15 protein-coding genes are annotated in these 18825 nt (G+C 71.6%); 3 read left to right on the forward strand and 12 right to left on the reverse strand.

What is annotated here, in order from left to right:
* Positions 1-8: 8 nt before the first annotated feature.
* Genes CXY01_RS07435 through uvrC form a run of 3 tightly spaced genes read right to left on the reverse strand, consistent with a single transcriptional unit; the run spans position 9 to position 3942 of the window.
* On the reverse strand, positions 9-986 hold the full coding sequence (locus tag CXY01_RS07435; RefSeq protein ID WP_146926635.1) for a gluconeogenesis factor YvcK family protein: 978 nt from the start codon (positions 984-986) through the stop codon (positions 9-11).
* On the reverse strand, positions 983-1927 hold the full coding sequence (rapZ, locus tag CXY01_RS07440; protein WP_146926637.1) for an RNase adapter RapZ: 945 nt from the start codon (positions 1925-1927) through the stop codon (positions 983-985). The genes CXY01_RS07435 and rapZ overlap by 4 nt, the downstream gene beginning before the upstream one ends.
* Positions 1924-3942: an excinuclease ABC subunit UvrC gene (gene uvrC / locus CXY01_RS07445; protein WP_146926639.1), complete on the reverse strand. Its 2019-nt coding sequence runs from the start codon at positions 3940-3942 to the stop codon at positions 1924-1926. The genes rapZ and uvrC overlap by 4 nt, the downstream gene beginning before the upstream one ends.
* A 73-nt stretch (positions 3943-4015) precedes the next feature.
* On the opposite strand from uvrC, the gene CXY01_RS07450 reads away from it, so the two are divergent.
* The gene (locus CXY01_RS07450) at positions 4016-4528 is read left to right on the forward strand and encodes an OsmC family protein (RefSeq protein ID WP_146926640.1); all 513 of its coding nucleotides are present in this window, start codon (positions 4016-4018) and stop codon (positions 4526-4528) included.
* 34 nt (positions 4529-4562) lie between these two features.
* On the opposite strand, the gene uvrA is transcribed toward CXY01_RS07450, so the two are convergent.
* Positions 4563-7454, reverse strand: coding sequence for an excinuclease ABC subunit UvrA (uvrA, locus tag CXY01_RS07455; protein ID WP_146926642.1), 2892 nt, complete (start codon positions 7452-7454; stop codon positions 4563-4565).
* A gap of 106 nt (positions 7455-7560) precedes the next feature.
* On the opposite strand from uvrA, the gene CXY01_RS07460 reads away from it, so the two are divergent.
* Complete coding sequence (locus CXY01_RS07460; protein ID WP_246125139.1) at positions 7561-9384, forward strand: glycoside hydrolase family 15 protein; 1824 nt, start codon at positions 7561-7563, stop codon at positions 9382-9384.
* Between the two features lie 27 nt (positions 9385-9411).
* Here the strand turns inward: CXY01_RS07460 and CXY01_RS07465 are convergent, their stop codons facing one another.
* Genes CXY01_RS07465 through CXY01_RS07475 form a run of 3 tightly spaced genes read right to left on the reverse strand, consistent with a single transcriptional unit; the run spans position 9412 to position 12822 of the window.
* Positions 9412-11103: an AMP-binding protein gene (locus CXY01_RS07465; RefSeq protein ID WP_146926646.1), complete on the reverse strand. Its 1692-nt coding sequence runs from the start codon at positions 11101-11103 to the stop codon at positions 9412-9414.
* 29 nt (positions 11104-11132) lie between these two features.
* Positions 11133-11657 (reverse strand): GNAT family N-acetyltransferase, encoded by a 525-nt coding sequence (locus CXY01_RS07470; protein ID WP_146926648.1) that lies wholly within the window; start codon positions 11655-11657, stop codon positions 11133-11135.
* 1 nt (position 11658) lies between these two features.
* Positions 11659-12822, reverse strand: a complete 1164-nt coding sequence (locus CXY01_RS07475; protein ID WP_146926650.1) for an acyl-CoA dehydrogenase family protein — start codon at positions 12820-12822, stop codon at positions 11659-11661.
* A 38-nt stretch (positions 12823-12860) separates the two neighbouring features.
* On the opposite strand from CXY01_RS07475, the gene CXY01_RS07480 reads away from it, so the two are divergent.
* A complete protein-coding gene (locus CXY01_RS07480; RefSeq protein WP_146926652.1) occupies positions 12861-13145 on the forward strand; it encodes a YciI family protein in 285 nt (94 codons plus the stop codon).
* 4 nt (positions 13146-13149) lie between these two features.
* Here the strand turns inward: CXY01_RS07480 and CXY01_RS07485 are convergent, their stop codons facing one another.
* The 5 genes from CXY01_RS07485 to coaE all read right to left on the reverse strand — a co-directional run bounded on the left by CXY01_RS07485 (position 13150) and on the right by coaE (position 18787).
* Complete coding sequence (locus CXY01_RS07485) at positions 13150-14157, reverse strand: TerC family protein (protein ID WP_146926654.1); 1008 nt, start codon at positions 14155-14157, stop codon at positions 13150-13152.
* Positions 14158-14167: 10 nt separating this feature from the next.
* A complete protein-coding gene (locus tag CXY01_RS07490; RefSeq protein WP_146926656.1) occupies positions 14168-15178 on the reverse strand; it encodes a TerC family protein in 1011 nt (336 codons plus the stop codon).
* 202 nt (positions 15179-15380) lie between these two features.
* Positions 15381-17486 (reverse strand): excinuclease ABC subunit UvrB, encoded by a 2106-nt coding sequence (uvrB, locus tag CXY01_RS07495; protein ID WP_146926658.1) that lies wholly within the window; start codon positions 17484-17486, stop codon positions 15381-15383.
* A 36-nt stretch (positions 17487-17522) separates the two neighbouring features.
* Complete coding sequence (pcp, locus tag CXY01_RS07500; RefSeq protein WP_146926661.1) at positions 17523-18161, reverse strand: pyroglutamyl-peptidase I; 639 nt, start codon at positions 18159-18161, stop codon at positions 17523-17525.
* Entirely contained in the window at positions 18158-18787 is a 630-nt protein-coding gene (coaE, locus tag CXY01_RS07505; RefSeq protein WP_146926663.1) for a dephospho-CoA kinase, read from the reverse strand. The genes pcp and coaE overlap by 4 nt, the downstream gene beginning before the upstream one ends.
* Positions 18788-18825: the final 38 nt, after the last annotated feature.

The raw sequence follows: 18825 nt of genomic DNA on the forward strand, positions 1-18825 counted from the left end.
CCGGTCACCTACTCGGGTGGCTTCGCACGCGTGCCCACGTCCCCGAGGAACCCGTCGAGCACGTCCGAATAGGCGCCGGCGAGCCGCAGAGGGTCGTGCCGCGGGGTGCCGTCCCCACGGCTGACCTGGCGCAGCAGGAGACGGGCCCCCAGGTCCGCGCTCCGCTCGGCGAGCGCCTCGACGTCCTCGACGGCCGACGGGTCCGCGACGACGGCGTCGACCCGCAGCTCCGGTGCGTGCGAGTGCAGGACGTCGAGGTACTGGTCCGCACGCATGCCCGCCGTCTCCCCCGATTCACCCGAGGCGAGGTTGAGCGTCACGATCGTCCGCGCGCTCGTCCGGTGCAGGGCGTCGCGCAGGCCCGGGACGAGCAGGTGCGGGAGCACCGACGTGTACCAGGACCCCGGACCGAGCACGATCCAGTCGGCGGCCTCGATGGCGTCCACCGCCTCCGGGCACGCCGGCGGGTCGGGCGGCTCCAGTCGGACCTGGGAGATGGTCCCGGTGGTCACGGCGACGGCGCTCTGCCCGACGACCCGGGTGGTCGCCCCCGACCGGTCGACGACGTCCGCCTCGATGAGCAGCGGGACGGCGGCCATCGGCAGCACCCGGCCGCGCGCGCCCAGCAGCTTGCCCACCCAGTCGAGACCCTCGACCGTGTCGCCCAGCAGCTCCCAGAGCGCCACGATCAGCAAGTTGCCCACGGCGTGCTGGTCCAGGTCCCCGGAGGAGCTGAACCGGTGCTGCAGCAGGTCGCGCCACGTCCGGCCCCAGTCCGAGTCGTCGCACAGCGCCGACAGAGCCATCCGCAGGTCCCCCGGCGGCAGCACACCGAGCTCGTCGCGCAGCCGGCCGGACGACCCCCCGTCGTCGGCGACGGTGACGACCGCGGTGATCCGGTCCGTCATGAGGCGCAGCGCCGACAGGGACGCCGACAGCCCGTGCCCTCCCCCGAGGGCGACGACCGCCGGCGAGGAGGCCCTCATTCCTTGCCGAGGTCGCGGGCCGAGACGGCGACGAGGTGCCCCCGCTCCCGCAGCCTCGTGGCGATCGCCTCGCTCACCGCGACCGAGCGGTGCTTGCCGCCGGTGCACCCGACCGCGATGGTCACGTACCGCTTCTCCTCGTTGAGGTACCCGGCCAGCACGGGCTCGAGGGTGTCGACGTACCGGTCGATGAAGGTGACGGCGCCGGGCAGGCTGAGCACGTAGTCGCGCACCGGCGCGTCCCGGCCGGTCAGGTGCCGCAGCTCGGTGATCCAGTACGGGTTGGACAGGAACCGCATGTCCACCACATGGTCGGCGTCGAGCGGGATCCCGTACTTGAACCCGAACGAGACGACGGAGATCCGCAGGGCGTCCTGCTCGCCGCTGGCGACCACCGCCCGCACCTCGCGCGCCAGGTCGTGCACGTTGAGCTCGGAGGTGTCGATGAGCGTGTCCGCGCGCTCCCGCAGGTCGGACAGGATCGCGCGCTCCTCGGCGATGCCGTCGAGGATGCGTCCCTGACCCTGCAGCGGGTGCGGCCGGCGCACCTGCTCGAACCGGCGGACCAGCACCTCGTCGGACGCGTCAAGGAAGAGGATGCGGTACTCCACCCCGGACTCCCGGAGCCCCGCCAGCACGGGCGCGAGGTCGCGGAAGAACTCCCGCCCGCGCACGTCGATGACGGCGGCGAGCCGCTGCGCCCGCGCGCCGGCCGACCCGCTGGTCAGCATCCCGACCAGGTGCGTGAGCATCTGGGCGGGGAGGTTGTCGATGACGTACCAGTCGAGGTCCTCCAGGACCGCGGCGGCACGGGTGCGGCCCGCCCCGGACATCCCGGTGATGATCAGGACCTGCGGCTGGCTCAGGTGGGGCGCCTCGGTGGCCGCCTCGAGGGCGGGGATCCCGGCGGGCACCGTGATCGGCGAAGGCTCGTCGCTCATGCGTCCAGCATGCCAGCCGACTCGGGCACCGGGTCCGTCGCCACACCCGGGGCGGCGAGCGCGGCGACGACCGCGGCGGCGGTCCGCTCCCCCAGGCCCTGCACCGACGCGATCTCCTCGACCGACGCGGCGCGGAGCCGCTTGACCGACCCGAAGTGCCGCAGCAGCGCGGCCTGCCGCGCCGGGCCGAGCCCGGGGACGCCGTCCAGCACCGAGGTCGTCATGCCCTTGCTCCGGCGCTTGCGGTGCGCGGTGATGGCGAACCGGTGCGCCTCGTCGCGCAGGCGCTGGAGCAGGTACAGACCCTCGGAGCTGCGCTGCAGGATCACCGGGTACTCCTCCCCCGGCAGCCACACCTCCTCGAGCCGCTTGGCGAGGCCGACCAGCGCGACGTCGTCGATGCCGAGCTCCTCCATCGCGGCCTTCGCGGCCGCGACCTGCGGCGGGCCGCCGTCCACGACGACGAGGTTCGGCGGGTACGCGAACCGCACCGGCTTGCCCGTCACCTCGTCGATCGGGCCCGAGCGCAGCGGCGTGCCGTCGTCGTCCTCACCGCCGCCCAGCTCCACGTCCCGCGCGTCGGAGCGCTCCGCCAGGTAGCGACGGAACCGCCGCGTGATGACCTCGTGCATGGCGGCGGTGTCGTCGCGGGCGCCCTGCCCCTCGGGACCGCGGATGGTGAACAGGCGGTACTCGCTCTTGCGGGCCAGGCCGTCCTCGAACACCACCATCGACGCAGACTGGTACGTCCCCTGGTTGTGCGAGACGTCGTAGCACTCGATCCGCAGCGGTGCCGATGGCAGGTCCAGCGCCTCCTGGATCTCCTGGAGCGCCTGGCTGCGCGTGGTGAGGTCCCCGGCGCGACGGGTGCGGTGCAGCACAAGCGCGTGCTCGGCGTTGCGGTGCACGGTGGCGGCCAGCTCGCGCTTGTCCCCCCGCTGCGGGATCCGCACCGACACCTTGCTCCCCCGCAGACCCGTGAGCCAGGTCTGGACCTGGTCGACGTCCGGGGGCAGGACGGGCACGAGCACCTCGCGCGGGACGGCCGACGAACCCGCACCACCGTCGCCGGCCGCGGCTTCGGAGCCGTAGATCTGCTGCAGCAGGTGCTCGACCAGCTCGGCGTCGGTGATGTCCTCGACCTTCTCGACCACCCAGCCGCGCTGGCCACGGATCCGCCCGTCGCGGACGTGGAACACCTGCACCGCGGCCTCGAGCTCGTCACCCGCCAGGGCGAAGATGTCCGCGTCCGTGCCGTCGGCGAGCACGACCGCGTTCTTCTCGGTGGCCCGCTGCAGCGTGGCGATGTCGTCGCGCAGCCGCGCAGCACGCTCGTAGTCCAGCTCGCCGGCGGCCTCCTTCATCCGCGCGGTCAGCCGGCGCGTGAACTTGGCCGTGTCGCCCGCCATGAAGTCGCAGAAGTCCTGCGCGAGCTGCTGGTGGTCGTCCGGCGAGATGCGTCCGACGCAGGGGGCGGAGCACTTGTCGATGTAGCCCAGCAGGCACGGACGGCCCTGCTGGCGAGCCCGCTTGAACACGCCCGCCGAGCACGTGCGCACCGGGAAGACCCGCAGCAGCAGGTCGACGGTCTCGCGGATGGCCCAGGCGTGCGCGTACGGCCCGAAGTAGCGCGTGCCCTTGCGCTTGGCGCCACGCATCACCTGGATCCGCGGGTACTCGTCCGCGAGCGTCACCGCGAGGTACGGGTAGGACTTGTCGTCGCGGTACTTCACGTTGAACCGCGGGTCGAACTCCTTGATCCAGGAGTACTCCAGCGCCAGCGCCTCGACCTCGGTACCGACCACGGTCCACTGCACCGACGCCGCCGTGGTGACCATCTGCCGGGTCCGCTGGTGCAGCCCGGACAGGTCCTGGAAGTAGCTGGAGAGGCGGGAACGCAGGCTCTTGGCCTTGCCGACGTAGATGACGCGGCCGTGCTCGTCGCGGAAGCGGTAGACCCCCGGTGAGTCGGGGATCTCTCCCGGAGCCGGCCGGTACGTGGCGGGATCAGCCATGTTCTCGAGCGTAGTTCGCCGTGCCGACGGTGCCCGCCGCACGGGGCCGGACGGACGCCGCTACCGTGGGCGGATGGGCCCCCTCCACACGTACTCCGTCGACGTCACCTGGACGGGCGCCGGCCGGACCGGCACCTCCAGCTACACCGCGTACAGCCGGGACCACGAGGTCCGCATCGGCTCGAAGCCGCCGTTGCTCGGCTCGTCGGACCCCGCCTTCCGCGGCGACCCCACGCGGTACAACCCCGAGGAGCTGCTGGTCAGCGCGCTCGCGCAGTGTCACATGCTCTGGTTCCTGCACCTCGCCTCCGCCGCGGGCGTCGTCGTGGTCGGGTACGAGGACCAGGCGGTGGGCACCATGCGGATCGAGGCCGCGGGGCAGGGCCAGTTCCGCGAGGTCGTGCTGCGACCGCGCGTGACGGTGGCGGCGGGCGCCCACCTGCCCACCGGTGCGGCGATCACCGACGGCGTGCTCGCCGGCATCCACCACCAGGCGCACGAGCACTGCTTCATCTCGCGGTCCGTCAACTTCCCGGTCCGGCACGAGCCCGTCCCCGTGCGCACGGCACAGCCCGTCCCGCACTAGCGCTACCTCGTCCGTACGACGCCCCACGCGACCGCTACGCCGGGATCGGCTGCTTGACGGCGCGCTTGCGCTTCACGGGCTGCGGAGCGGGCTCGAGCACCTCCGCGAGGAAGCGCCCGGTGTGGCTCGCCTCCACCGACGCGATGTGCTCGGGCGTTCCCTCGGCGATCACGAGACCGCCGCCGCTGCCGCCCTCAGGACCCATGTCGATGACCCAGTCGGCGTTCTTGATCACGTCGAGGTTGTGCTCGATCACGATCACGGAGTTGCCCTTGTCCACCAGGGACTGGAGCACCCCGAGCAGCTTGCGGATGTCCTCGAAGTGCAGGCCCGTGGTCGGCTCGTCCAGGACGTAGATGGTCCGGCCCGTCGACCGGCGCTGCAGCTCGGCCGCGAGCTTCACACGCTGCGCCTCGCCACCCGACAGCGTCGGGGCCGGCTGACCGAGGCGGACGTAGCCGAGCCCGACGTCCACGAGGGTGCGCAGGTGGCGCGAGATCGCGGGGACGGCGGCGAAGAACTCCGCGGCCTCCTCGATCGGCATGTTGAGCACGTCGGCCACGGTCTTGCCCTTGAAGTGCACCTCGAGCGTCTCGCGGTTGTACCGCGCGCCGTGGCAGACCTCGCAGGGGACGTAGACGTCCGGCAGGAAGTTCATCTCGATCTTCAGCGTGCCGTCACCGGAGCACGCCTCGCAGCGGCCGCCCTTGACGTTGAACGAGAACCGCCCCGGGGTGTATCCACGCACCTTGGCCTCGGTGGTCTCGGCGAAGAGACGGCGGACGTGGTCCCAGACGCCGGTGTACGTGGCCGGGTTGGAGCGCGGCGTGCGGCCGATGGGGCCCTGGTCGACGTGCACGACCTTGTCGAGGTGCTCCAGGCCGGTCACACGCTTGTGCCGACCCGCCACCTGGCGCGCCCCGTTGAGCTCGTTGGCGAGCACCGTGTAGAGGATCGCGTTGACGAGCGTGGACTTCCCGGACCCGGACACCCCGGTCACCGCCGTGAGCACGCCCAGCGGGAACGTCACGTCGATGCCCTGCAGGTTGTGCTCCCGCGCGCCGACGACCGTGAGCTGTCGGCTCGTGTCGACCGGTCGACGCAGCTGCGGCATCGGGATCGTGCGCCGGCCCGACAGGTACGCGCCCGTCACCGACTCGGCGGACGAGAGCAGCCCTGCGAGGTCGCCCGAGTGCACCACGCGCCCGCCGTGCTCACCGGCGCCCGGACCGATGTCCACGATCCAGTCGGCCGTGCGGATGGTGTCCTCGTCGTGCTCGACGACGATGAGCGTGTTGCCCAGGTCCCGCAGGCGCGTGAGCGTGTCGATCAGGCGCCGGTTGTCCCGCTGGTGCAGACCGATGCTCGGCTCGTCGAGGACGTAGAGCACGCCCACCAGGCCCGACCCGATCTGGGTGGCGAGGCGGATCCGCTGCGCCTCACCGCCGGACAGCGTGGCCGCCGGCCGGGTCAGCGAGAGGTAGTCGAGCCCGACGTCGAGCAGGAAGCCGAGACGCGCCTGGATCTCCTTGAGCACCTGCGCCGCGATCGCCCGCTCACGCTCGCCCAGCTCCAGACCGTCGAGGAAGGCGCGCGCCTCCCGGATGGGCAGGGTGCACACCTCGGCGATGGACTTGCCGCCGACCCGCACCGCGAGCACCTCGGGCTTGAGCCGCGCACCCTCGCAGACCGGGCACGGGACCTCGCGCATGAAGGCCTCGTACTTCTCCTTGCTCCAGTCCGAGTCCGTCTCGGTGTGCCGCCGCTCGAGGAACGTGATGACACCCTCGAAGCCGGTCGAGTACTGCCGCTCGCGACCCCAGCGGTTCTTGTAGCGGACCTTCACCTCGTGGTTCTGGCCGTGCAGCACCGCGTCCTTGGCCCGCTGCGGGAGCGCACGCCACGGCACGGACGTCGAGAAGCCCATGTCGGACGCCAGCGCGCTGAGCACGCGGGCGAAGTACTCGCTGGAGATCTGCGACCACGGCGCGACCGCGCCCTCGTCGAGCGACAGGTCCTCGTCGGGGACCACCAGGTCGGGGTCCACCTCGAGGCGCGACCCGATGCCGGTGCACTCGGGGCAAGCGCCGTACGGCGCGTTGAACGAGAAGGTCCGGGGCTCGATCTCGTCGAGGGTCAGCACGTGGTCGTTCGGGCACGCGCGGTGCTCGGAGAACCGCCGCTCGCGGTTCAGGTCGTCGATGTCGGCGTCCACCAGCTCGACGACGAGCAGCCCGCCGGCCAGCCCGAGGGCGGTCTCCACGGAGTCGGTCAGCCGGCGCTTGACACCCTCGCGGGAGACGAGCCGGTCGATGACGACCTCGATGTCGTGCTTGAGCTTCTTCTCGAGCGTCGGCGGGTCCGTGAGCTGCACGACCTCACCGTCGACGCGCGCGCGGGCGAAGCCCTTGCTCTGCAGCTCCTTGAACAGGTCCGCGTACTCGCCCTTGCGACCGCGGACCACCGGCGCGAGCACCTGGTACCGCGTGCCCTCGGGCAGCTCGAGCAGCCGGTCCACGATCTGCTGGGGCGTCTGCGCCGTGACGCGCTCCCCGCAGATCGGGCAGTACTGCGTCCCCGCGCGGGCGTAGAGGAGGCGCAGGTAGTCGTAGACCTCGGTGATGGTGCCGACGGTCGACCGCGGGTTGCGGTTGGTCGACTTCTGGTCGATGGACACCGCAGGCGACAGGCCCTCGATGAAGTCGACGTCGGGCTTGTCCATCTGCCCGAGGAACTGGCGCGCGTACGCGGACAGCGACTCGACGTAGCGCCGCTGCCCCTCCGCGAAGATGGTGTCGAACGCGAGCGACGACTTCCCGGAGCCCGACAGACCGGTGAACACGATGAGCTTGTCACGCGGGAGATCGAGGTCGACGTTGCGGAGGTTGTGCTCGCGGGCGCCCTGCACCACCAGTCGTTCGTTCACGCGGGGAGTCTACGTGGCCCCACTGACAATCGCACATCTGTTCGACGTGAGGCACCGCACATCCCGCCGAGGTGCCGCCCGCCCCGGCCCGCGTCATGCTCGGCTGGTGGAGAGCCCTGACGCCGTCGTCGACCCCCCGCTGGTGCCCGTCGAGGACTACGCCGTCCTCGGCGACGGCAAGACCGCCGCCCTCGTCTCCCGGCGCGGCTCGATCGACTGGCTGTGCCTGCCGACGTTCGACGCCGCCGCCTGCTTCGCGCGCCTCCTCGGCGACCCCGGGAACGGACGCTGGCTCCTGACGGTGCGGGACGCGACGACCGTGTCACGGCGCTACCTCGACGACTCGTTCGTGCTGGAGACCACCTACGAGACGCCGTCCGGGACCGCGGTCGCGCAGGAGACCATGCCGCTCAACGACGGCCGTGCGGACCTGGTCCGACGACTCGTGTGCACCCGCGGCAGCGTCGAGGTCGAGCACGAGTGGATCGTGCGGTTCGGCTACGGCGCCATCGAGCCGTGGGTGCGCCACATCACCGACGACGCCGGGAACGACGCGATCCAGGCGATCGCCGGCCCCGACTCGCTGCTCCTGCGCGGCGACCGGCTCCCGAAGCCGGACGACCACCGGCACGCCGACCGCTTCACCCTGCGCGAGGGAGAGTCGGTGGAGCTGGCGCTGACGTGGACCCACTCGTGGGACCCCGTCCCCCCGAGGCTCACCATCGAGGACCGGATCGACCGCACCCGGATCACGTGGGGGCTGTGGGCCCGCAGCTGCGAGTACGACGGCTCCTACCGCGAGGCCGTCGTCCGGTCGCTGCTCGTGCTGCGCCTGCTGACGGACTCGGAGACGGGCGGCATCGTCGCGGCCGCCACGACGTCCCTGCCCGAGGACTTCGGCGGCGAGCGCAACTGGGACTACCGGTACTGCTGGCTGCGCGACGCGGCGATGACCCTGGAGGCGCTGCTCGAGCACGGGTACCGCGACGAGGCGACCGAGTGGCGGGACTGGCTGCTGCGCGCGGTGGCCGGCCGGTCGTCGGACCTGCAGATCATGTACCGGGTCGACGGCGGCCGGGACCTGCCCGAGAAGGAGCTGGACCACCTGAGCGGCTACGCCGGCTCGCGTCCGGTGCGCGTGGGCAACGCGGCCGTGGGCCAGGTGCAGAACGACGTGCTCGGCGAGGTCATGTGCGCCCTGGAGCTTGCGCGCGAGGCGGGACTGCGCGAGACCGCCGACTCCTGGTCGCTCCAGCGCCACCTCGTCGACGAGCTCCTCGGCCGCTGGCGGCGCCCCGACCGGGGGATCTGGGAGGTCCGCGGCGAACCACGCCACTTCACGCACTCGAAGGTGATGGCGTGGGCGGCGGTCGACCGCGCGGTCCGCGCCGCCGAGAAGCACGGCCTCGACGGCCCGCTGGACCGGTGGCGGGCCGAGCGCGACGCCATCCACGCGGACGTCCTGGCCTACGGGTGGAACGCTGCCCGGGGGACGTTCGTGCAGTCGTACGGTGCCGAGCACACCGACGCCGCCCTGCTGCAGCTCGCCCAGGTGGGCTTTCTGCCCGCCGACGACCCGCGGATCGTCTCGACGCTCGCCGCCATCCGCGCCGAGCTCGAGATCGCGCCCGGCCTGCTGCTCCGCTATCGGCCGGAGCACACCGACGACGGCCTGGCCGGGGACGAGCACGCCTTCCTCGCCTGCTCGTTCTGGCTGGCCGACGCCCTCGCCCGCACCGACGACGTCGAGGGGTCGACCAAGGTGCTCGACATCCTCGTCGGGCTGGCCAACGACGTGGGCCTGCTCGCGGAGCAGTACGACCCCGTGGGCGGCCGGATGGCGGGCAACACCCCGCAGGCGCTGTCCCACCTGGCGCTCGTCCGCGCGGTGCACAGCCACGACCTGGCGCTGGAGCGGGCGTCCCGATGACGGCGGCGCCGCGCCCCTCCTGAGGCGTCAGCCGGCGAGCACGGACTCCCGCACGACCCGCCGCAGGACCTTGCCGACCTGAGACCGGGGCAGCTCGTCGACGACGACCAGCCGGCGCGGCAGGGCGTAGCGCGCCAAGTGCCGCTCGCCCCACGCGCGGACGGCGTCGAGGTCCACGTCGCCGGCGCCGGGCTCCAGGACGACCGCCGCGACCACGGTCTCGCCCAGGTCACCCCCGGGGATGCCGACCACGGCAACGTCCGCGACGCCGGGCATCGTGCGCAGGTGCTCCTCGACCTGCGACGGGTAGACCTTGAACCCGCCCGTGACGATGACCTCCTTGATGCGGTCGACGAGCACGACCCACCCGGTCTCGTCGACGGTCACGATGTCCCCGGTCCGCAGCCAGCCGTCGGCGAGCAGCTGCTCCGCGGTCTCGTCGGGCCGCCCCCAGTAGCCGGCGAACACCTGCGGGCCCTGGATCAGCAGCTCACCCCGCTCGCCGGGCTCCACGGCACGCGTGACGTCCTCGGGATCGACCACGCGGATGCTGGTGCTCGGGAACGGCAGACCGAGCGTGCCCGGGCGACGCGCGTCGGTGAGCGGGTTCCCCAGCGCGACCGGCGAGGTCTCCGTCATGCCGTACCCCTCGATCACCAGCCCGCCGGTGACCTCCTCCCAGCGCCGCGCCGTGGCGGCCGGGAGCGCCATCGCCCCGGAGATCGCGTAGCGGAACGACGTGAGGTCGGCGCCGGACGCCTCGGCGGCGGCGGCGAGGCGGTCGAGCATCGGCGGGACCGCCGGCAGGAACGTGCCGGGCAGGCGGTGCTGGGTGGCCAGCACGCGGTCGGGGTCGAACGACGGGAACGCGACGAGGGTGGCGCCGACGCGGATCGCGTAGCTGAGGCAGAGGGTCAGACCGAACGCGTGGAAGAAGGGCAGGACGCCGTAGACGACCTCGGTGCCCGGCTGGGTGCCGGTCCAGGCGTGTCCCTGCACAACGTTCGCGACGAGGTTCCGGTGCGTGAGCATCGCGCCCTTGGGCGTGCCGGTGGTCCCGCCCGTGTACTGCAGCAGCGCGACGTCGGACGACGACGGCGCGGCATGCGTCGGGTCCAGCGGCGACGCCTTGGCGACGAGCCGGTGCCACATCGGGAAGGCGGGCGGCACCTTGCCGCACATCGCCTCCCGCACCCGACGCGCGCTGGGCACCGGGAGCCGCAGGGCAAGACGCTTCCCGCGCGGCAGGTCCGCCGAGAGGTCGACGGCGACGACCGCCTTGAGCGCGGTCCGCGGCAGCGTCTCCAGCACGCGCGGCACGGCCTTCTCCCAGACGAGGGCGACGACGGCTCCCGAGTCGGCGAGCTGGTGGGCGAGCTCGCCTGCCGTGTAGGTCGGGTTGTGCTCGACGACGACGGCCCCGACGCGCAGCGCGGCGTAGAACGCGATGACGTGCCCGGTGCAGTTCGGCATGACGAGCGCGACCCGGTCCCCGGGCCGGACCCCCAGGTCGAGGAGCACCTGCGCCCCCCGGGCGACACCGTCCGCCAGCTCCCGGTAGGTGGTCGACGCGCCCAGGAAGTCCACGGCGACCCGTTCCGGCCACCGCTGGGCTGCGCGGTCCAGGGCCGCGGTGAGCGGCTCGTCAGGGATCTGGACGTCGCGCGGAGCACCGGTCGAGGGCAGGTCGGTCGGTCGGTGCGGGCCCACGGTCGTCATCCCTCGATCGTAACCTACGGATGCGTAAGTTACTGGTGCGTAGGGTCTGTCCGGCGGGTGCGGGTCCACCGCTCGACGGTCACCCCGAGCGGGTCCACGTCGACCCCCGAACGCTCGAACGACGCGCGCTCCAGCACCCGCTCGCTCGCCACGTTCCCGAGCATCGTGTGCGCCCGCACGTCGTGCGCGCCGTGCACCAGCGCCCAGTGCGCGACCGCACGCACCGCGAGCGTCGCGAGCCCCCGACCTCGTCCCGCCGGCAGGAACGCGTAGTGGACGTACGGACCGTCCACCCGCTCGACGAGCCCGACGGCGCCCACCCCGGCACCCGCCAGCTCGACGACGAAGCGGCCGCCCCGGCCGTCCGCTCGCAGCGCGAGGCTGCGCGACACCCGTTCCCGGGCGACCTCCTCGCTGATGTCGGCCGGGAAGTAGGTCCACCGCGGCACGTCGGGGACCTGGGACAGCGCCTGGTCGAGGGGCCAGTCGTCCGCGCGCAGGGCTCGCAGCCGAGCGCCGGGCACCGGGAGGCCCAGCACGTCCGGCAGCTCCACGTCAGGCCTCCGGCGGACCCAGCACGGACGTCGCCAGCGTGGCGTGGGCCGACTCGTCGTCGGACGGGTGGAACATGCCGGCCAGCACGTCGCGGTAGAGCCTGCCCAGCTCGCTGCCGGAGAAGTACGAACCGCCGCCCGAGACCCGGATGGCGTTGTCGACGACGACCCGCGCGGACTCGGTCGCACGGACCTTGAGCCCGACGAGCTGGGCGAACCAGCGAGCGCCGTGGTCCACCTGCTCGTCGACGTCCCGGGCGAGCGCGACGACCTGGAGCTCGGCTCCGTCCTGCGCCAGCACCGCGTCCGCGATGCGCCAGCGGATGTCGGGGTCCTGGGCGTAGCTGCGGCCGTCGGCCTTCATGGACGTCCGACGGCGGGCTGCCTCGATGCCGAGCTCGATCGCGCGCCGGCCGATGCCCGTGTAGACGGCGCCGAGCAGGATCTCGAAGACCGCGAACAGCGCGAAGACGAACGGGTCCGCGCTCGGCCCCGGCGGGAGCGAGCGGTACACCCTGTCGGCCGGCGCCAGGGCGCCGTCGAGCACCGTCGTGGCCGACTGCGTGGCGCGCATCCCGAGCGTGTCCCAGTCGTCGCGCGTCTCGATGCCGCCGTCCGCGCGCGACACCACCCCGTGCACGAGCCGCGGGTCGTCCGGGTCGGCATCGTCCAGGCCGAACGTGGCGAGCCGCGTCCACACGGGCGACAGCGACGTGAAGATCTTCGTGCCGCTGTACCGGTACGAGCCGTCCGGCTGCCGCTCCGCCCGGGTGCGTGAGCCGAACATGACCAGGTCGTTGCCCGGCTCGGAGTTGCCGAACGCGAAGACCTCCCCCGCGGCCGCGTCCCGCAGGACGAACTCCACCGAGTCGTCGCCGCGGCTGACGAGCATCGCGGCCAGCCCGGTGACGACCAGGTGCATGTTCACGGCGAGGGCGGTGGCCGGCGCTGCCGCCGCGAGCCGCACCTGCTCGCGTGCGACCTCCTCGAGCGTCAGGCCCGCGCCACCCAGGCGCTCCGGCACGAAGGCGCTCAGGTACCCGACGGCGACCAGGTCGGCGAGGTCGTCGTGCGGGAACGTGTTCTCCCGGTCGTGCACCGGGGCCCGCTCGTGGATGCGGGCCAGGACGTCGTCGGTGAGCAGCGTGCGCAGGATCCGAGCCATGTCTGCACTCTGCCACCGGCTCGGGCAGGATGACGGCCATGCCTACCTACGCCGTCCGCTACACCTACGACGAGCGCACCGACGTGCGCGACCAGCTCCGCCCCGAGCACCGCTCGTACCTGGCCGCCCTGGCCGAGCACGGCACGCTGCTCGGCTCCGGCCCGTTCACCGACGGCGACCCCGGTGCGCTGCTCGTCTTCCGCGCTGCGTCACCGGAGGTCGTCGACGCGCTCCTCGCGGACGACCCGTTCGTCCGCGAGGGCATCGTCGCGCACACCGACGTACGCGCCTGGGACGTCGTGCTCGGTCCCTGGAGCGCCTGACGCGTCAGTCGGTCTGCTCGGTCGCCGTCACGCCGGCCCGCTCGTCACGTCGCACCTTGATGACGCTGGCGACCGCGGTCACGCCGAGGATCACGACGATCGCACCCAGGGACACGCCGATGGGGATCTCCGGCGCCCACGGGACCGGCTCGCCACCGTTGATGAACGGCACCTCGTTCTCGTGCAGGGCGTGCAGCACGAGCTTGACCCCGATGAACCCGAGCAGGACCGCGAGGCCGATGTTCAGGTAGACCAGGCGCTTGAGCAGGTCGCCCAGCAGGAAGTACAGCTGGCGCAGCCCCATCAGCGCGAACAGGTTGGCCATGAGCACGAGGTACGGCTCGCTGGTCAGCCCGAAGATCGCCGGGATCGAGTCGAACGCGAACAGCAGGTCCGTGGCGCCCAGGGCGACGAGGACCACGAACATCGGCGTGATCAGCCGGCGTCCGCCCTCGACGACCGTCAGCTTGACCCCGTGGTACTGCTGGGTGGCCGGCAGGAACCGCTGCACCAGGCGCAGGATCAGCGGCGGGTGGAACTCGTCGTCCTCCCCCGCCTCGCCCTCGCGGCCGACCTTCCAGGCCGTGTACACGAGGAACGCGCCGAACAGGTAGAACACCCAGCTGAACGCGTCGATGACCGCGGCGCCCGCCCAGATGAACAACCCGCGGAACACCAGCGCCAGGATGATCCCGATGAGCAGTGCCGTCTGCTGGTACGCCTTCGGCACCGCGAACTTGCTCATGATCAGCAGGAACACGAACAGGTTGTCGACCGAGAGCGAGTACTCCGTCAGCCACCCGGCGTAGAACTGGCCGGCGTACTCGGCGCCGTTGGTCAGCCAGATGCCGATGCCGAACGCCACCGCCAGACCGATGTAGAACGCGAGGTAGCGCACGCACTCGGCCGTGGACGGCACGTGCGGCCGGCGCGCCACGACGGCGACGTCGATGAGCAGGAGCGCGCCGGCCAGCCCGAGCGAGACCGCCCAGACGAGGGGATCGATGTCCAACGGGTGGTCCTCAGCTCTCGGTGGTGGTGGACGTGACGGTCGCGTCCTTGCGGGTCTTCAGCAGGCTCAGCACCGTCGCCACGGCAAGGGTGCCGAGGATGACGGTGAGCGACAGCCAGATGGGGATCTCGGGCGCCCACTCGACGGGCTCGCCGTTGTTGACGAAGGGCAGCTCGTTCACGTGCAACGCGTGGAGCACCAGCTTGATGCCGATGAACCCGAGGATCACGGCGAGACCCTGCGACAGGTAGATGAGCCGCTCCAGCAGGCCGCCGATGAGGAAGTACAGCTGGCGCAGCCCGAGCAGCGCGAACGCGTTGGCGGTGAAGACGATGTACGGCTCCTCGGTCAGGCCGTAGATCGCCGGGATCGAGTCGAGCGCGAACAGGATGTCCGTCGACCCGATGGCGACCATGACGACGAGCATCGGGGTGAGGAACCGCTTGCCGTCGATCTTCACCGTCAGCCGGTCACCGTGGTACTCGTCCGTCGTCGGCAGCACCCGCTTGAGCATGCGGACCGCGATGCCGTCCGGCCGCTCCTCGGTGTCGAGGTGGTCGGGGTCGTGGTGCTCCCGCGCCAGCTTGACGGCCGTGTAGACCAGGAACAGACCGAAGATGTAGAAGACCCACGAGAACTGCTCGATCGCCGCCGCGCCGGCCAGGATGAAGACGGTCCGCAGGATCAGCGCGATGACCACGCCGACCAGCAGCACCTTCTGCTGGTACTCCCTCGGCACCGCGAACTTGGTCATGATGATGAGGAACACGAACAGGTTGTCGACCGAGAGGCTCTTCTCGGTGACGTACCCGGCGAAGTACTCGGTGCCGGGGCCCCAGCCCCAGACCATGCCCACCACCACGCCGAACACCAGGGCGAGCGCGATGTAGAAGATCGACCAGCGCGCCGACTCCTGGAAGCTCGGGGCGTGCGGGGTGCGCACGTGCGCGAAGAAGTCGAAGAAGATCAGTCCGACGACGAATACCGCCGTCGCTGCCCAGACCCAGCCGGACACGTCCATGCAGAAACCTCCGGTACGAGATGTGCTTCGGTACCGAAGGTCTCCCCCGCCCGCCGGTCAGTGGCTGCGGACCGATCCCACCGGGCACCGCACTAGCGGGTCCGTGATGACGACAGGATCGTGACTGGGGTACTCCCCTTCAACGCGCGCAAGCATAAAGCACGCATGTGTCAGCCTCGTGTCGTGTCCACAGCACGATGCCTCACGCCGTGGCGGCCTGCATCTGCCGGAGCTCCTTCTTCATGCCCGAGATCTCGTCGCGCAGCCGGGCCGCCAGCTCGAACTGCAGCTCCCCGGCCGCCGCGTGCATCTGGTCCGACAGCTGCTGGATGAGGTCCGCCAGCTCGCCCGCGGCGGCACCGGTGAGCCGGGTGCGCTCGTCCCGGGGTGCACCCTTGGAGCCGAACCCGGGCACGGGCGCCTTCCCGCGGCTGCTCTGCCGACCGGCTCCGCCGAGCAGCTCGGCGGTGTCGGCGTCCTCGCGGGCCAGCAGGTCGGTGATGTCGCCGATCTTCTTGCGCAGCGGGGTCGGGTCGATCCCGTTCTCGAGGTTGTACGCCACCTGCTTCTCGCGGCGGCGGGCGGTCTCCTCGATCGCCTGCGCCATCCCGTCCGTGATCCGGTCCGCGTACATGTGCACCTGGCCGGACACGTTGCGGGCGGCGCGCCCGATCGTCTGGATGAGCGAGCGGCCCGACCGCAGGAACCCCTCCTTGTCGGCGTCGAGGATGGCGACCAGCGACACCTCCGGCAGGTCCAGGCCCTCGCGCAGCAGGTTGATGCCGACCAGGACGTCGTACTCCCCCATCCGCAGCTCGCGCAGGAGCTCCACGCGGCGCAGCGTGTCCACCTCGGAGTGCAGGTAGCGGACCCGGACACCCTTCTCCAGGAAGTAGTCCGTCAGGTCCTCGGCCATCTTCTTGGTGAGGGTGGTGACGAGCACGCGCTCGTCCTTCTCCACGCGGTCGTGGATCTCCCCCAGCAGGTCGTCGATCTGGCCGGTGGTCGGCTTCACCACGACCTCGGGGTCGACGAGGCCGGTCGGCCGGATGATCTGCTCGACGACACCGTCCGAGATGGACAGCTCGTAGTTGCCGGGCGTGGCCGACAGGTAGACGGTCTGGCCGATCCGCTCGACGAACTCCTCCCAGCGCAGCGGCCGGTTGTCGGTCGCGCTCGGCAGGCGGAAGCCGTGGTCCACCAGCGCGCGCTTGCGCGACATGTCGCCCTCGAACATCGCCCCGATCTGCGGCACGGTCACGTGCGACTCGTCGATGACGAGCAGGAAGTCCTCGGGGAAGTAGTCGATGAGCGTGTTCGGTGCCGTGCCGGCGCTGCGGCCGTCGATGTGCCGCGAGTAGTTCTCGATGCCGGAGCACGAACCGATCTGGCGCATCATCTCGATGTCGTACGTCGTGCGCATGCGCAGGCGCTGGGCCTCGAGCAGCTTGTTCTGCCGCTCGAGCTCCGCCAGGCGGTCCTCCAGCTCCAGCTCGATGCCGGTGATCGCCCGCTCCATGCGCTCCGGACCGGCGACGTAGTGCGTGGCCGGGAAGATGTGCATCTGCTGCTCGGAGTGCACCACGTCGCCCGTCAGCGGGTGCAGCGTGGCGATCGCCTCGATCTCGTCGCCGAAGAACTCGATCCGGATGGCCAGCTCCTCGTACACCGGGATGATCTCGACGGTGTCCCCCCGCACGCGGAACGTGCCGCGCGTGAACGCCATGTCGTTGCGGGTGTACTGCATGGTGACGAACTTGCGCAGCAGCTGGTCGCGGTCGACCTGGTCGCCGACCGACAGCGTCACCATGCGGTCGACGTACTCCTGCGGCGTCCCCAGGCCGTAGATGCAGCTGACGGACGCGACGACGATCACGTCGCGACGCGTCAGCAGCGAGCTCGTGGCCGAGTGCCGCAGCCGCTCGACCTCGTCGTTGATCGAGGAGTCCTTCTCGATGTAGGTGTCCGTCTGCGCGATGTACGCCTCGGGCTGGTAGTAGTCGTAGTACGACACGAAGTACTCGACGGCGTTGTTGGGCAGCAGCTCCCGGAACTCCGTGGCCAGCTGCGCGGCGAGCGTCTTGTTCGGTGCCATGACGAGGGTCGGTCGCTGCACCTGCTCGATGAGCCAGGCCGTCGTCGCGGACTTGCCGGTACCCGTGGCGCCGAGCAGGACGACGTCCTTCTCCCCCGCCTGGATCCGCGCCGTCAGCTCCTTGATCGCCTTGGGCTGGTCACCCGACGGCGTGTACTCGGAGATCACCTCGAAGGGTGCGACGGTCCGCTGGAGATCGGTGACAGGACGCATGCCACAACCGTACGTGGCACCACCGACACGCGGGGATCAGGCGAGGGTGCCCGCGGACTCGCGCAGGTCGGTGCTCGTCGACAGTGCGGCGCGCAGGACGGCGTCGAGGGCCGTCGCGGCCTCGTCCACGTCCATCGCCGGCGCGCCGGCCTCGACCTGCGCGGGTGTGCGGGGCACGTGCACGAACCCGCTGCGGACCTCCGGCCGCGCGGCGAGCAGGTGCTGCAGGGCGTAGAACGTGGCGTTGCACACGTACAGGCCGGCGGTGTTGGACACCTCGACCGGCACCCCCGCACCTCGCACCGCCGCGGCGCAGGCCTTGACGGGGAGCGTCGAGAAGAACGCCGCGGGTGCGCCCGCGATGACCGGGACGTCCACCGGAGCCGAGCCGTCGGCGTCCGGGATACGGGCGTCGATCACGTTGACCGCGACGCGCTCGACACCGACCGCTGCGCGGCCACCCGCCTCGCCGACGCCCACGACCAGGTCGGGCTCGACCTCGGCGACCGCGACCCGGAGCTGCTGACGCGCTCCACGGAAGGACACCGGCAGCTCACGGACGACCAGCTCGGCCGGACCCGTCCAGCGTGAGACCAGCTGCTGCACCGCCAGGGACGACGCGTTGACGGCCTGCCCGTCGAACGGTCCGAACGCCGTGAGCAGGACTCGCGTCACGGTGTCTCGGCCGCGAGCTCGTCGGCCCGCTCGACAGCGAGCCGGTCCCAGAGGGCGTCGACCTGGGCACGCAGGTCCTCGTCGCTGCCCGTGCCGTCGAGCACGACGTCCGCGACGGCCAGCCGCTCGTCGTCGCTCGCCTGGGCGGCCACCCGGGCCTCCGCCTCGACCCGGTCCATGCCCCGCAGGCGGACGAGTCGCTCGACCCGGAGCACCGCAGGGGTGTGCACGACGACGAGCACGTGGAACGCGTCCGCCTGGCCGGTCTCGACCAGCAGCGGGATGTCGTGCACCACCACGGCGCCGTGGTCGGTCACGGCCGCCGCGGCCTCGCGCTCGGCGGAGAGCCGGCGCACGATCGGGTGGACGATCGCGTCGAGCCGTGCGCGCGCCGCCGGGTCGGAGAACACGATCGACGCGAGTGCTGCGCGGTCCAGGGTCCCGTCGCCAGCCAGCACGGTCGAACCGAACTCCTCCGCCACCGCGTCGAGCCCCGCGGACCCGGCCGCCACCGCCTCTCGTGCAAGGACGTCGGAGTCGATCACCACCGCCCCGAGCTCCGCCAGTCGCCGTGCCGCGACGGACTTGCCGGCCGCGATCCCGCCTGTCAGACCGATGCGTTGCATCCGCCCATCCTGCCCTGCTTCCCCGCCGGGCACACAGC

The organism is Cellulomonas xylanilytica, from assembly GCF_007989805.1.
Lineage (GTDB): Bacteria > Actinomycetota > Actinomycetes > Actinomycetales > Cellulomonadaceae > Cellulomonas > Cellulomonas xylanilytica.

What these genes read in the sequence shown, in the direction of transcription:
- CXY01_RS07435 (WP_146926635.1), bottom strand. Translation starts at nt 986, where the DNA reads ATGAGGGCCTCCTCGCCGGCGGTCGTCGCCCTCGGGGGAGGGCACGGG.
- rapZ (WP_146926637.1), bottom strand. Translation starts at nt 1,927, where the DNA reads ATGAGCGACGAGCCTTCGCCGATCACGGTGCCCGCCGGGATCCCCGCC.
- uvrC (WP_146926639.1), bottom strand. Translation starts at nt 3,942, where the DNA reads ATGGCTGATCCCGCCACGTACCGGCCGGCTCCGGGAGAGATCCCCGAC.
- CXY01_RS07450 (WP_146926640.1), top strand. Translation starts at nt 4,016, where the DNA reads ATGGGCCCCCTCCACACGTACTCCGTCGACGTCACCTGGACGGGCGCC.
- CXY01_RS07465 (WP_146926646.1), bottom strand. Translation starts at nt 11,103, where the DNA reads ATGACGACCGTGGGCCCGCACCGACCGACCGACCTGCCCTCGACCGGT.
- CXY01_RS07475 (WP_146926650.1), bottom strand. Translation starts at nt 12,822, where the DNA reads ATGGCTCGGATCCTGCGCACGCTGCTCACCGACGACGTCCTGGCCCGC.
- CXY01_RS07480 (WP_146926652.1), top strand. Translation starts at nt 12,861, where the DNA reads ATGCCTACCTACGCCGTCCGCTACACCTACGACGAGCGCACCGACGTG.
- CXY01_RS07490 (WP_146926656.1), bottom strand. Translation starts at nt 15,178, where the DNA reads ATGGACGTGTCCGGCTGGGTCTGGGCAGCGACGGCGGTATTCGTCGTC.
- uvrB (WP_146926658.1), bottom strand. Translation starts at nt 17,486, where the DNA reads ATGCGTCCTGTCACCGATCTCCAGCGGACCGTCGCACCCTTCGAGGTG.
- coaE (WP_146926663.1), bottom strand. Translation starts at nt 18,787, where the DNA reads ATGCAACGCATCGGTCTGACAGGCGGGATCGCGGCCGGCAAGTCCGTC.